Origin of the sequence: Mycobacterium sp. (assembly GCF_002863225.1) — a bacterium.
Taxonomy (GTDB): Bacteria; Actinomycetota; Actinomycetes; order Mycobacteriales; family Mycobacteriaceae; genus Mycobacterium.
This window is the reverse complement of sequence record NZ_PKEK01000025.1, coordinates 64,159-78,253: the sequence shown is the minus strand read 5'-3', so window position 1 is coordinate 78,253 and position 14,095 is coordinate 64,159. Positions and strand designations below refer to the sequence as shown.

The 14,095-nt window shown below is 66.4% G+C and carries 6 protein-coding genes and 3 pseudogenes; 6 read left to right on the top strand and 3 right to left on the bottom strand.

Annotated features, from left to right (window positions below; all coding sequences use genetic code 11):
- Nucleotides 1-24 precede the first annotated feature (24 nt).
- Nucleotides 25-2,043 (bottom strand): NADPH-dependent 2,4-dienoyl-CoA reductase, encoded by a 2,019-nt coding sequence (locus tag CYU59_RS06020; protein WP_292980309.1) that lies wholly within the window; start codon nt 2,041-2,043, stop codon nt 25-27.
- Entirely contained in the window at nt 2,040-2,582 is a 543-nt protein-coding gene (locus CYU59_RS06015) for a PadR family transcriptional regulator (RefSeq protein WP_292980307.1), read from the bottom strand. Before CYU59_RS06015 ends, CYU59_RS06020 begins: the two co-directional genes overlap by 4 nt.
- Nucleotides 2,583-2,785: 203 nt before the next feature.
- Between CYU59_RS06015 and fdxA the strand changes: the two genes are divergently transcribed.
- The 6 genes and pseudogenes from fdxA to CYU59_RS05985 all read left to right on the top strand — a co-directional run bounded on the left by fdxA (nt 2,786) and on the right by CYU59_RS05985 (nt 12,595).
- Nucleotides 2,786-3,109 carry a ferredoxin gene (fdxA, locus tag CYU59_RS06010; RefSeq protein WP_292980304.1) on the top strand — a complete coding sequence of 108 codons (324 nt, stop codon included), beginning with the start codon at nt 2,786-2,788 and terminating at the stop codon, nt 3,107-3,109.
- A 23-nt stretch (nt 3,110-3,132) separates the two neighbouring features.
- On the top strand, nt 3,133-4,221 hold the full coding sequence (gene dapC / locus CYU59_RS06005) for a succinyldiaminopimelate transaminase (protein WP_292980301.1): 1,089 nt from the start codon (nt 3,133-3,135) through the stop codon (nt 4,219-4,221).
- A 9-nt stretch (nt 4,222-4,230) separates the two neighbouring features.
- Nucleotides 4,231-6,066 (top strand): acyl-CoA dehydrogenase family protein, encoded by a 1,836-nt coding sequence (locus CYU59_RS06000; RefSeq protein WP_292980298.1) that lies wholly within the window; start codon nt 4,231-4,233, stop codon nt 6,064-6,066.
- Between the two features lie 154 nt (nt 6,067-6,220).
- Nucleotides 6,221-8,140, top strand: a pseudogene (locus tag CYU59_RS05995) (APC family permease); the annotation flags it as partial.
- A 139-nt stretch (nt 8,141-8,279) separates the two neighbouring features.
- Nucleotides 8,280-10,202 (top strand): annotated as a pseudogene (locus CYU59_RS05990) (APC family permease); the annotation flags it as partial.
- A gap of 62 nt (nt 10,203-10,264) precedes the next feature.
- Complete coding sequence (locus CYU59_RS05985) at nt 10,265-12,595, top strand: amino acid permease (RefSeq protein ID WP_292980293.1); 2,331 nt, start codon at nt 10,265-10,267, stop codon at nt 12,593-12,595.
- 21 nt (nt 12,596-12,616) lie between these two features.
- On the opposite strand, the pseudogene CYU59_RS05980 reads toward CYU59_RS05985, so the two are convergent.
- Nucleotides 12,617-14,070 (bottom strand): annotated as a pseudogene (locus CYU59_RS05980) (NAD(P)/FAD-dependent oxidoreductase).
- Between the last annotated feature and the right edge of the window lie 25 nt (nt 14,071-14,095).

Here is a 14,095-nt window from a genome sequence, read left to right as displayed (position 1 = left end):
GCCAACTTCACGTTCGGCGAGTAATCAGAGCCGGGCGGCCAGCTCGGTGCCCTGCTTGATCGCGCGCTTGGCATCCAGCTCCGCGGCGACGGCGGCCCCGCCGATGATGTGCGGATCGACTCCGGCGCCGCGCAGTTCGTCCTCGAGGTCGCGTACCGGCTCCTGGCCGGCGCAGACCACGACGTTGTCCACCTCGAGCAGCTGCGGGCGTTCGTGCTTCGAACCGAAGCTGATGTGCAGGCCCGCATCGCTGACCCGCTCGTAGTTCACACCGGAAAGCTGTTGCACACCTTTGGCTTTCAGCGAAGCCCGGTGCACCCACCCGCTCGTCTTGCCGAGGTTTCGGCCCTGGCCGCCGCTGGAGCGCTGCAGCAGGTAAACCTCTCGCGCCGGCGGGGCGGGAATCGGGGTGATCAAGGCTCCGGGCGCCTCCCAGGGATCGGCTGCACCCCACTCGGTCTTCCAGTCTTTGAGGTTCAGGGTTGGCGAGGAGTCCGTGACCAGGAACTCGCTGACGTCGAAACCGATTCCGCCGGCGCCGATTACCGCAACACGCTTGCCGAGGGGTTTGACGCCGGTGATGGCCTCGCCGTAGGTCAGCACCATTGGATGGTCGATGCCCGGTATGTCCGGGATCCGTGGGGTCACGCCGGTGGCCAGCACCACGTGGTCGAAGCCGGCGAGGTCGGCGGCCGACACCCGCGCGCCGAGCCGCACGTCGACGCCGTTCGTGTGCAGCATCGTCGTGAAGTACCGGATGGTCTCGTTGAACTCCTCTTTGCCCGGGATCCGACGTGCCATGTCGAACTGGCCGCCGATGTAGTCGTTGGCCTCGAACAGCGTCACCTGATGGCCGCGGGCGGCGGCATTGACCGCGGCGGCAAGCCCGGCCGGGCCGGCGCCGACGACGGCGATCGAGCGGGTTCGCCGGGTCGGTGCGAGCACCAGCTGCGTCTCGCGACCCGCGCGGGGGTTGAGCAGGCAGGACACCGTCTTGTGCACGAATGCGTGGTCCAGGCAGGCCTGATTGCAGGCGATGCAGGTGTTGATCTCGTCGGCCCGCGAGGCCTGCGCCTTGAGCACCCACTCCGGGTCGGCCAGCAGCGGACGGGCCATCGAAATCAGCTGCACGTGGGTGTCGGCCAGAATCTGTTCGGCCGCCTGCGGCATGTTGATCCGGTTGGATGCCACCACCGGAATGTCGACGTGCCCGGCGACGGCGTGGCTGATGTCGACGAAGGCGTTGCTCGGCACCGAGGTGACGATGGTGGGCACCCGAGCCTCGTGCCAGCCGAAGCCGGAGTTGATCATCGTCGCGCCGGCAGCCTCGACTTCGGTTGCCAGCGCCAGGATGTCGTCCCAGCTCTGGCCGCCCTCGACGTAGTCGGCCATCGACATCCGATAGCAGATGATGAAGTCGTTGCCGGTCGCGGCGCGGGCCCGCCGCACGATTTCGACCGGAAAGCGACGGCGCTTCTCGGCGGTGCCACCCCAGCCGTCCTTGCGGGTGTTGGTTCGCGGCGCCAGGAACTGGTTGAGCAGATACCCTTCGCTGCCCATGATCTCGACGCCGTCGTAACCCGCCTCGCGGGCCAGCTGCGCGCAGCGGGCGAAGTCGTCGATGGTGCTCTGCACGCCACTGGAGGAAAGCCGGCGCGGACGAAACGGGTTGATCGGCGCCTTGATCGACGATGCGCTGACCGAAAGCGGGTGATACGCGTAGCGGCCGGCGTGCAGAATCTGCAGCAGGATCTTGCCGCCACCGTCGTGCACGGCCCTGGTGATCTTGCGATGCCGACGGACCTGCGAGGACGAGGTCAGGTCCGAGGCGAACGGCAACAGCCATCCGGTCCGGTTGGGCGCGTAACCGCCGGTGATGATCAGACCGACCCCGCCGTGTGCGCGTTCGGCGAAGTACTCGGCGAGCCGGTCGGTGTTGCGGGCGCGGTCCTCCAGGCCGGTGTGCATCGAGCCCATGATCACCCGGTTGCGCAGCGTAGTGAAGCCAAGATCCAACGGGGACAACAGGTGTGGATAGGTCATCGGTTCTCCTGCTCCAGGGCTGTGGCCACTTCGTCGAGCCAGTCGACGGTGCCTTCTTCGGTGCGAATGCCGCCGCGCAAGACAAGGTATTGGTGTAATGCGCTGTCGCGCAACGACGCCGGGTCGGGAAACTGTTTCTTTTCGAAGCCCCGGTAGGCGTCCAGCAATCTGGCGCGCTCGGCGCGCAGGACGAGGACCTGCTCGCGCAGCGCGGCGCGGTCGCCAAACGCGGCGCCCCGCAGCTTGACGGCAAGCTCGCGCGACCCGCCGCCGCGGGCCATCGGCGCTGCGATCCAGCGGGCCAACTCGGCGCGGCCGGCGTCGGAGACCGTGTAGACCTTCTTGTCCGGCCGCCCCTGCTGCGCGACGACTGTCGCCGACACCCACCCGTCGGCTTCCATCGTCCGCAGCGTCCGGTAGATCTGCTGGTGGGTAGCGCTCCAGAAGTAGCCGATCGAGCGATCGAACCGGTGCGTCAGCTCGTAGCCGGACCCGGACTGCTCACAGAGTGAGACCAGGATTGCGTGGGGTAGTGCCACCTGCGCAGCATAGGAACTTCGAAGCGCCCTATGCAACTAGTTGCAGTGCACCGACGCGCATAGCAACCTGGTACTTGCGTTGTATATGCAACGTCTAGTATCAGTAACCAAGACATTCACACCGCCGGGACGTATTGCCGAGAAATGCGGCAAGCACCTACCGGCTCAGCCAGACAGCCACTGGAGACCGTGAGGAGACGTCTGTGACGTACACGATCGCCGAACCCTGCGTTGATCTCAAAGACAAGGCATGTATCGAAGAGTGCCCGGTCGACTGCATCTACGAGGGCGCTCGGATGTTGTTCATCCACCCGGACGAGTGCGTCGACTGCGGTGCGTGCGAGCCGGTCTGCCCGGTCGAGGCGATCTACTACGAGGACGACGTCCCCGAGCAGTGGAGCCAGTACACCCAGATCAACGCGGACTTCTTCGCCGAGCTCGGATCTCCGGGCGGCGCAGCCAAAGTCGGCCAGACCGACAACGACCCGCAACCGGTGAAGGACCTTCCGCCGCAGGAGAAGGACTGACCCGCTCGACTGACCGCCGGCGAGTGTCGGCGTCCCTGCCGGAGTTCCCCTGGGACACCCTGGCCGACGCGACCGCGCTGGCCAAGTCGCACCCCGGCGGCATCGTCGACCTCTCGGTCGGCACCCCCGTCGATCCGGTAGCCCCGCTGATCCGTGACGCGCTCGCCTCGGCCGCCGCCGAGCCGGGATACCCCACCACCGCCGGCACTCCGCAGCTGCGCGAATCCGCGGTCGCCGCGCTGGACCGCCGCTACGGCGTCACCGGGTTGACCGAGTCGGCCGTGCTGCCGGTGATCGGCACCAAAGAGCTGATCGCCTGGCTGCCGACGCTGCTGGGCGTGGGTCCCGACGACCTCGTCGTGGTGCCCGAATTGGCCTATCCGACCTACGACGTCGGTGCCCGTCTGGCCGGCGCGCGGGTGCTCGTCGCGGACTCGCTGACCCAGATCGGCCCGCAGGCCCCCGCGCTGCTGTTCGTGAACTCCCCGAGTAACCCGACCGGGCAGGTGCTCGGTGTGGACCATCTGCGCAAGCTGGTCGGCTGGGCCCGCGAACGCGGCGTGATCGTGGCCTCCGACGAGTGCTACCTGGGCCTCGGCTGGGACGCCGAGCCGGTGTCGGTGCTGCACCCGTCGGTGTCCGACGGCGACCACACCGGCCTGCTGGCGGTGCATTCGCTGTCCAAGAGTTCGTCGTTGGCCGGCTACCGCGCCGGATTCGTCGCCGGCGATCCGGAGCTGGTCGGCGAGCTGCTGGCGGTGCGCAAACACGCCGGGATGATGGTGTCGCGGCCGGTGCAGGCGGCCATGGTGGCCGCCCTGGACGACGACGACCACGAAACCGAGCAGCGGGAGCGCTACCGGCGGCGCCGCGATGTGCTGCTGCCCGCGTTCCAGTCGGCCGGCTTCACCGTCGACCACTCCGAGGCCGGCCTGTATCTGTGGGTCACCCGCGGCGAGCCGTGCCGCGACACCGTCGGCTGGCTCGCCGAACGTGGCATCCGCGCAGCGCCCGGCGAGTTCTACGGCTCGCGGGGCGCCCGGCACGTGCGGGTGGCGCTGACCGCAACCGACGAACGGATCGCCGCGGCGGTCGAGCGTCTCGAGGACTGAAGGAGCGGCATGCCCGACTACGCACCCGAGGCAGTCGACCGGTTACCGTTCAACACCCCGGAGAAGTCGGAGCGCTACCGGACCGAGAACTACCGCGGAGCCGTCGGCCTCAACTGGTACGACAGCGACCCCACCCTGCAGCGGACGATGGCCTACTACCTGCACCCCGACGAATTGGCGGTTGCCGAGCCACATCTGCGCGAGATCGGCGCGCTGATGGGCGGGCCGGTGGCCCGGTGGGCCGAACAGACCGACCGCAACCCGGCCCGGCTGGAGCGCTACGACCGCTGGGGCCACGACGTCAGCGAGGTGATCCAGCCGCCGTCGTTCGTCGAGTCCAAGCGCGCGGTGCTGGCCGCGCAGAAGGCGCTCAAGGACGACGCGCGTCAGGCCGGGTTCAGGTCGTCGATGCCGCTGTTCGCCGCCAACTATCTGCTCGATCAGGCCGACATCGGAATGGGCTGTGCGCTCGGCACCGGTGGCGGCATGGTCAAGGCGCTGGTTGCGGCGTATGCCCCGGCCGACATCCGGGACCACGTGCTGGCCAAGTTCGCCAGCGGCGAATGGGAGGGCGAGACCGCGCAGCTGCTGACCGAGCGGGCCGGCGGCTCCGACCTCGGCGCGCTGGAGACCACCGCTCGACGCGACAGCGGCGACAACGACGGAGCCTGGCTGCTGAACGGCTTCAAGTGGTTCGCGTCCAACTGCGACGGCCAGGTTTTCGTCGTGCTGGCCAAGCCGGAGGGCGCCCCCGACTCCAGCCGTGGCGCGGCGAGCTTCCTGGTGTTGCGCAATCGTCGCGACGGTTCCCGCAACGGCGTCCGGGTCCGGCGGCTCAAGGACAAGCTCGGCACCCGCTCGGTGGCCTCCGGCGAGATCGAGCTCGTCGACGCCGAGGCCTTCCTGTTGTCCGGTCAACCCGAAAAATCAGAGCCCGGCTCGAACTCGCAGCCGTCGGACGGCAAGGGCCTGGGCCGGATGATGGAGCTGACCAACGCCGCCCGACTCGGCATCGCCCTGTTCGCCCTGGGTAATTCGCGCCGTGCCCTGGTCGAGTCGCTGTGCTACGCGCGCCAGCGTGAGGCGTTCGGCGGCCGGCTGATCGACAAGCCGCTGATGCGCCGCAAGCTCGCCGAGATGATCGTCGACGTCGAGGCCGCCCAGGCGCTGGTATTCGACGGTGTCGGATTTCCCAACCACGTTCAGGCCCGGTCGATCCGCCAGCGCATCGCCATCCCGGTGACCAAGCTCAAGGTGTGTCGGCTGGGCATCACCCTGGCCTCCGACGCCATCGAGATCCACGGTGGCAATGGCTACATCGAAACCTGGCCAGTGGCAAGGCTTTTGCGTGATGCCCAAGTCAACACGATCTGGGAGGGCGCCGACAACATCCTGTGCCTGGACGTCCGGCGTGGCATCGAGCGAATCGGCGCGCATCAGCAACTGCTGGAACGGTTGCGCGACGCGGTCTCGGCGTCGGACGACTCCGACGCCACCACCGGACTGGTGCGCGGGCGCATCGACGACCTCGAAGCAGCGATCACGGCCTGGACCAAGTTGCCCGCCGACGTGGCCGAGGCCCGGCTGTTCCCCCTCTCGGTGTTCATGGGCGACGTCTACGCCGGTGCCCTGCTCACCGAGCAAGCCGCCTGGGAACGGGCGAGCTACGGCAGCGATCGCAAGGCGCTGGTGGCCCGGCTGTATGCCCGGCGCTACCTGGCCGATCCGGGGCCGCTGCGCGGCATCGACGACGATCTCGACGAGGGCCTCGAGCGCTTCGACGAGCTTGCTGACGGGGCGCTGACTGCCGGCTATCCCCAGCCCTCGACACTCACGACTGGCTAGCGCGCGCCACCAGCCATCAAGATTCCGTAAGGAACGTTTGCGGGAGCCCGCGATTCGCGGTTTCTGGCAGGCGAATTCCAGCCGACGACCGTAGGCTCCGTCGAGTCCAAAGCCGTTTTGGTGGAAATCCCGGAAAATCCGCGAGGTATTTGCTATGTCACAACTAGCCGACGAGCTACGAATATCGCCGTCGTTTTCCGAACGGTGTAAGCGGGCCTTCCTCGGTAGGCCGATGATCAACGACCAGCTCCAGCACGAGCGGCTGTCCAACCCCATCGCGCTCGGTGTGTTGTCGCCCGACGCGATCTCCTCGACCGCCTACGGCTCCGAGCAGGTGATGATCGAACTGCTCCCGGCGGCCGGGATGGCGGCCTTTGCGCTTCTGCTCCCGATCACCGGCGTCATTCTGCTGATCCTCGTGTTGGTGGCGGCGTCCTACCGCCAAGTTGTGAGCGTCTACACCCGGGCCGGTGGATCGTATGTGGTCGCTCGCGAAAACTTCGGTCCCAAGATCGCGCAGATCGCTGCGGCCTCGCTGCTGATCGATTACGTCGTCACGGTGGCCGTGCAGTGTGCGGCTGGGACGGTGGCGGTGGCTTCGGCGATCCCCGCTCTCGGGCCCTACAGCCTGGAAATCACCGTCGGCGTTGTTCTGTTGATGTGCTTTGCCAACCTGCGCGGATTGCGGGAGGCCGGACTTCCGTTCGCGCTGCCGACATATTTGTTTGTCGGCATGGTCGGACTGACAATCGTGGTCGGAATCATTCGCGAATTCCTGGGCGGATTACCGGTTTACGACCCGGCCCACACCGACGGCGCGGTGCCGGTCCAACACGGTAGCGGGCTGATCATGGGCGCCACGGTGCTGATCGTGCTGAGGGCCTTCGCAAACGGCGGATCGTCGCTGACCGGTGTTGAGGCGATCTCCAATACGGTCAACGCATTTCGGCCGCCGGAGAGTGTCAACGCTCGCAAGGTGCTGGTGGTCATGGCTTGCATCCTCGCGTTCCTGCTGGCCGGAGTCGCCTGGCTGGCCCACGTGACACACGCCTTCCCCTATGCCTCGGGCTACCCGTCGATGCTGAGCGAGATCGCCAGAGCAGTGTTCGGGGACGGGGTGGTCGGCAAGGTCTTCTACTTTGTGGTGCAGGCGGCCACCGCGCTGGTCCTCTATACCGGCGGCAACACCAGCTTCAACGGATTCCCGGCGCTGACGAGCTTCGTCGCCGAGGACAGCTTCCTGCCGCGCCCGCTGATGAAGCGGGGCCAGCGACTGGTGTTCTCCAACGGCATCATCACGCTGACCGTGCTGGCGGTGGCACTGCTGATCGGCACCGGCGGCTCGCTCAACGCGTTGGTGCCGTTCTACGCGATCGGGGTGTTCACCGGCTTCTCGATGGCCGGCTACGGCATGACCAAGCACTGGATCACCCACCGCGGGCCCGGCTGGCGGCACAAGCTGGTGATCAACCTGTCGGCGGGCATCCTGTCGACGGTCGTGGTGCTGATCTTCGCGATCGCCAAGTTCACCGAGGGAGCCTGGCTGGTCGTGGTGGTCTTCCCGATTCTGGTGTTCGCGCTGATGCGGGTGAACCGGCAGTACCGCGCCGAGTCGTCGGTGCTGGAGACGTCGGTCACGGTGCCGCCCGCGTCGGAGACCTACCAGCGGCACCGGGTGCTGGTCTTCGTCGATTCGATCGATCTGGCCGAGGTCGAGGCGGTGCGCTACGCGAAGGGACTCAAGGCCGACGATCTGACCGCGGTGCACTTCGTGCTGGATTCCGCGCACGCGGAGCGGCTCGAGCGGGAATGGCTGGAATTCGGGCATTCCACCACGTTGCGGATGGTCGACTGCTTCGATCGCAACCTCGCCCGGTGCGCCCACAACCTGGTGCTGGAGTTGATGGCCGAGCAGGCGCACACCAAGGTCACCGTGTTGCTGCCGCGCCGGGAGTACTCACAGCTATTGGGCCGGCTGTTGCACGACCGGACGGCAGACAAGATTGCCAAGGTCATCAGCAGGATTCCCGGAGCAAGTGCACAGATTGTCGCCTATGACATCGCTACCAGGATCGCGATGGCGGGTTCGGCCGACGCCGGATCCGCGAGGTCAGCGGACCTGCTGGTTGATCCGTTAGAGTTGCCCCGGACCGCAGCGGACCTTCGTGGATGACGTGTTGCCACAGGTCACCGACTCCGGAGGAAAGTGACACGTGGTTACACCATCTCAGCAGCAATCCACCATCCCGCCGTCGTTCAGTGACGGTTGGAAGCGGATCTTCCTCGGCAAGCCCCTGACCAGCGAGCAACTTGAGTCCGAGCGGTTGTCGAATCCAATTGCGCTGGGCGCTATTGCGCCGGACGCCATCTCCTCGACCGCCTTCGGTCCCGAGCAGGTGATGACCGAATTGCTGCCTCGTGCGGGCATGGCTGCCTTCACGCTGCTGCTGCCGATCATGGGCGTCATCCTGGTGATCCTGTTGCTGGTGTCCGCGTCGTATCGCGGTGTCGTGATGGCCTACACCCGCACCGGTGGGGCCTACATGGTGGCCCGGGACAACTTCGGGCCCCGGATCGCGCAGATCGCGGCCGCCGCGTTGCTGATCGACTACGTCGTCACCGCCGCCGTTCAGCCCGCAGCAGGCACGGTCGCGGTGGTGTCCGCGATCCCCTTGCTGCGTCCGTACCACCTGGAACTCACCATCGCCGTACTGGTCCTGATCTGCATCGCGAACCTGCGCGGGCTGCGGCAATCCGGCCGGATCTTCGCGGTCACCACCTACTGGTTCGTCGGCATGATGCTGCTGACCATCGTCACCGGGCTAATTCGCGAAGTCCTGTGGGGACTGCCGAAGTACAACCCGGCCGCTCTCGAGGGTGCGGTGCCGGTGCATCAGGGCAACGGGCTGGTGATGGGCGCGACGGTGCTCGTCGTGCTGCGCGCATTCGCCAACGGTGGTACGTCGCTGACCGGTGTCGAGGCGATCTCCAACACCGTCAACGTTTTTCGGGAGCCGCAGGGCGCCAACGCCCGCCGGGTGCTGACCTTGATGGCGTGCATCTTGGCGGTCCTGCTGGCCGGTGTCGCCTGGCTTGCCCACATCACCCACGCCACGCCGTACCTCGACGAGTACCCGTCGATGCTCTCGGAGATCGCCCGGACGGTCTTCGGTCACGGTGTGCTCGGCAATGTCCTGTACTTCTCGGTGCAGGCCTCGAGCGCCGCAATCCTGTTCGCCGGCGCCAACACCGGGTTCAACGGATTCCCGGCGCTGGCGAGTTTCGTCGCCGAGGACCGCTTCCTGCCGCGCCCGCTCACCAAGCGCGGTCACCGGCTGGTGTTCTCCAACGGCATCATCACGCTGACCGCGATCGCGGTGGCCTTGCTACTGGTGACCCGCGCCAAGCTCAGCGCGCTGGTGCCGTTCTTCGCCATCGGCGTGTTCACCGCGTTCGCGATGGCCGGTTTCGGTATGGCCAAGCATCACTACACCCGCCGGGGGCCGGGCTGGCAACGCAAGGTTGCCGTCAACTTCTCCGCAGGCCTGATGTCGACGGTGGTGGTGGGCATCTTCGTGGTGGCCAAGTTCACCGAGGGTGCCTGGCTGGTGGTGATCGTCTTCCCGATCCTGGTGTACGCCTTGATCCGGCTCAACAGGCAGTACCGGGCCGAGGCCTCGGTGCTGGAGATGTCGCGCACCGAGCGGCCCGAGCTGGCCAAGTACGCGCGGTTGCGGGTCTTCGTCTTCGTCGACTCGGTCGACCTGGCCGAGGTCGAGGCGCTGCGTTACGGCAAGGGTCTGCATGCCGACGAGCTGCTCGCGGTGCACTTCGTCGTCGACGCCGAGCACTCCGGCAAGTTGCAGGACCGCTGGCAGCATTTCGAGCACGACACCCAGTTGCGCGTGATCGATTGTCCGGACCGCAATTTGAGCCGGGTTGCCCAAGAGTTCGTTCTGCAGGTGAAGCAGAACCATCCCGAGACCAAGGTGACGGTGCTACTGCCGCGTCGTACCTACTCCGCCATGCTGGGCCGGCTGCTGCACGACCGCACCGCCGACAAGATGGCCAGGGCCGTCAGCCGTATCCCGGGCGCGACCGCGATCATCGTGCCGTATGACGTCGAGTCGCGGATCGCACGGGTTGATCCCGACGCCCTGGCGCCGGCTGGTCAAGCGTAGAACCGGCCGGACGGGTCGTGGCAGCGTCAGCGGACGACGAACGGCAGGTACCCCCGTCATTTCTAGACGTGTGCAAGCGCGTCTTCCTGGGCAAGCCGCTGATCACCAACGAGCTGTCGGGTGAGCGGCTCTCTAATCCTGTAGCGCTGGGCGCACTTTCGCCTGACGCGATCTCGTCCACCGCGTACGGCCCCGAGCAGATCCTGACCGAATTGCTGCCGCATGCCGGGCTGGCCGCGTTCGTGCTGCTGTTGCCCATCATGGGTGTGATCCTGCTGATCCTGCTGCTGGTGACCGCGTCCTACCGGCAGGTGGTGATGGCCTACACCAAGGCCGGCGGTTCTTACATCGTGGCGCGGGAGAACTTCGGGCCCAAGGTGGCTCAGGTCGCCGCCGCGGCGTTGCTGATCGACTACATCGTCACCGTCGCAGTGCAATCCGCCGCGGGCACCGTCGCGGTGGCCTCCGCGCTGCCGGCTCTCGGGCCTTACAGCCTCGGGATCACCGTCACCGTCGTGCTGTTGATCTGTTATGCCAATCTGCGCGGATTACGGGAAGCGGGAAAACCTTTCGCGTTCGCCACCTATTTCTTCGTCGTCATGGTCGTGGTGATGATCGTGACGGGCGTTGTGCGTCAGCTGGTCTGGGGCCTGCCGCAGTACGACCCGGGGCATGCCGCCGGGGCGGTGCCGGTTCATCAGGGCAGCGGCGGGCTGGTGATGGGTGCGACGGTGCTGGTGTTGCTGCGCGCGTTCGCCAACGGTGGTTCGTCGCTGACCGGTGTCGAGGCGATCTCCAACACCGTCAACGTGTTTCGCAAGCCGCAGAGTGTCAACGCGCGGCGGGTGCTCACGACGATGGCCTGCATTCTCGGGTTGCTGCTGGCCGGGGTCGGCTATCTCGCCTACGCGACGCACGCCGCGCCGTACCTGTCCGAGTACCCGTCGGTGCTGTCCCAGATCGCTCGCGCGGTGTTCGGCAACGGCGTCATCGGCGACAGCATGTACGTCCTGGTGCAGGTCGCCACCGCGGCGATCCTGTACACCGGCGCCAACACCAGCTTCAACGGCTTTCCCGCATTGGCGAGTTTCGTTGCCGAGGACCGCTTTCTGCCGCGTCAGTTGATGCAGCGCGGGTACCGGCTGGTGTTCTCCAACGGCATCATCACGCTGGCGACGTTGTCGGTGGCGCTGCTGGTGTTCACCGGCGGGTCGGTCAACGCGCTGGTGCCGTTCTATGCGATCGGGGTCTTCACCGGATTCTCGATGGCCGGTTACGGGATGTCGAAACACCATCTCACCGAACGCGAACGGGGCTGGCAGTACCGGCTGGCGATCAACTTCACCGCGGCGGTGCTCTCGACGATCGTGGTCGGAATCTTTGCGGTGGCCAAGTTCACCGAAGGCGCCTGGCTGGTGGTGATCGTCTTCCCGATCCTGGTGTTCGGGCTGATCCGGCTCAACCGCGAATACCGCGCCGAGTCGGCGATTCTCGAGGGATTCCGCAACGACCGCCCGAAGCTGACCAAATACGCGCGGCACAGCGTGTTCGTCTGCGTGAACTCACTGGACCTCGCGGTGCTCGAAGCGCTGCGTTACGGCAAGGGTTTGCGTGCCGACGAACTGGTCGCGGTGCACTTCATGATCGACTCCGATCACGCAGCGGTGCTGCGGGACAAGTGGGACGACTTCGATCTCGACACCCGCCTGCGGGTGATCGACTGCCCCGACCGCCAAATCGTGCGGGCCGTGCAGATGCTGGTGGTCAAGTGCCGCAACGAACGTCGCGACACCCATGTGACGGTGCTGCTGCCGCGACGGACCTACGCGCCGCTGCTGGGCCGGCTGCTGCACGACCAGACCGCGGACAGGATCTCCCGCGCGGTCAGCCGGGTGCCGGACGCGGCGGCCACCATCGTTCCCTACGACGTCCAGTCCCGGATCCGGCAGGCATTCCCCGACATCTTGGAGCAACGCATCGCCACCAAGATCGAGGAAATCGAGATGCGGATCTGGCGGGGCGAGGAGGAGCCCGCCGATGTCTACGAGCATCCGGAGAAGTCGCCGGCGGTGATCGAGGTGGGCAGCCTGGTTCCGGGCCGACGCGCCACTGTCGAGGGCCGCGTCAGTCAGGTCGAAGACATCACCAAGCGGGGCAAGACGTTTCGCTGGATCGTGGTCGGCGATGACAGCGGCGAGGTCCGCGTCACGTTCCAGCCCGGGAGCGGTGACGACATTGCGCCGGGCCAGGTCTTGCGCGTGACCGGGAAAGCAAGCCAGAGCGGCAACAAGCAGGTGTCGATGGATGATCCGCAGTACGCGGTGATCGAGACCCCCGAGGATTCTTAGCCCGCTACGGGGTGAGAATCCTCAAGGCGTGAGTATGTAGTCGTCGTCGTTCGGCGCAGTGAGCATGCGGGTGAGGCGCTTGCGGTCGAAAGGCCACAGGTCGATGTTGGTGTCGTCGGCGAAATACCAGGAATTGCAGCCGGTGTTCCACACCGTCGGGACCATTCCCTCGGCGATGTCGTCGGCGAAGCGGTCGGTGGCCTCGTCGGTCACTTCGACGGCGCTGATTTCACCATCGCGAAAGCGGTTCAGCCACTTGATGATGTAGCGCGCGGTCAACTCGGCGGTGTGCTGCAGCGAGATCGAGCCGGTTGGCGAGTTGGGGCCGAGCACCATGAACAGGTTGGGGAAGCCGGGGATCGCGGTCATACCCCAGGCGCGGGGCCCTTGGCCCAGGCGTCGTCGATCGACAGGCCGTCCCGCCCGCGCAGCGTCATCGGCCGCATGTAATTGTGAGCCTCGAAGCCGGTGGCGAGCACGATCGCGTCGAGGTCGTGGTGGACGCCGTCGCCGGTGCGCACACCCGTCTCGGTGATCTCGGCGATCGGGTCGGTGACGAAGCTGGCGTTCGGCCTGGTGATCCGGCGGTAGTAGTCGCCGGACAGTACTTGGCGTTTGCAGAACGGCTGGTAGTCAGGCGTCAACCGGGCGCGAAGTTTCTTGTCCCGCACCAGGGTTCGTAGGCAGATCCGTCCGTAACGCTGGGCGGCCCGGCGTCGCCAGGTCGGCCGGATGACGAGGTCGACCAGGTAGTCGGAACCGATGAACTGGGACAGCCTCACCGTCTTGTCCTGCTTGGGCAGGCGGCGCAGTATCCGGCCGACGAAGCGTGGTTGCGGCATGCGCATCGGCATCCACATCACCCATTGCGGGGTGCGGACGAAGTGGGTGATGTGCGCCGCGTCGGGCTGCAGTGCGGAAAACACCTGCACCCCAGTCGATCCCGAACCGATGACCGCGATTCTCTTGCCGTGGGTGTCGAAGTCCGTCCAGCGCGCGGTGTGCACCACCGGACCGCCGAACGATGCGAGGCCGGGAATGTCGGGAATTGACGGATGATGCAGAACCCCGGTCGCCGCGATCACGAAATCCGCATCGATCTCATCGCCGGCGGCGGTGCGCACCTGCCATCGGTCGTCGGCGTACACCGCCTCGGTGACTTCACAGTCGAGCCGGAGGTGGGCCTTCAGCTGCAGCTCGTCGACCAGGTCGCGGTGATAACGCTGAATCTCGTCGCCGGTCGCCCAGACGTGGCTCCAGTCCGGCTTGGGTGCGAACGCGAACTGGTATCCGTAGGACGGCACGTCGCATCGCAACCCGGGGTAGCGGTTCCAATGCCAGACACCACCGACGTCCGAGCCTTTCTCCAAAATGGTGAAGTTGTGAAATCCGGCCTGCCTCAGTACATGAGCGGCGGCGATCCCGGACATCCCGGCGCCGACAATGACAATCCGTGGATCCCGGCGCTGGGTCATACCGGCACGCTAATCCCGCCGCGCG

What these genes read in the sequence shown, in the direction of transcription:
- CYU59_RS06020 (WP_292980309.1), bottom strand. Translation starts at nt 2,043, where the DNA reads ATGACCTATCCACACCTGTTGTCCCCGTTGGATCTTGGCTTCACTACG.
- CYU59_RS06000 (WP_292980298.1), top strand. Translation starts at nt 4,231, where the DNA reads ATGCCCGACTACGCACCCGAGGCAGTCGACCGGTTACCGTTCAACACC.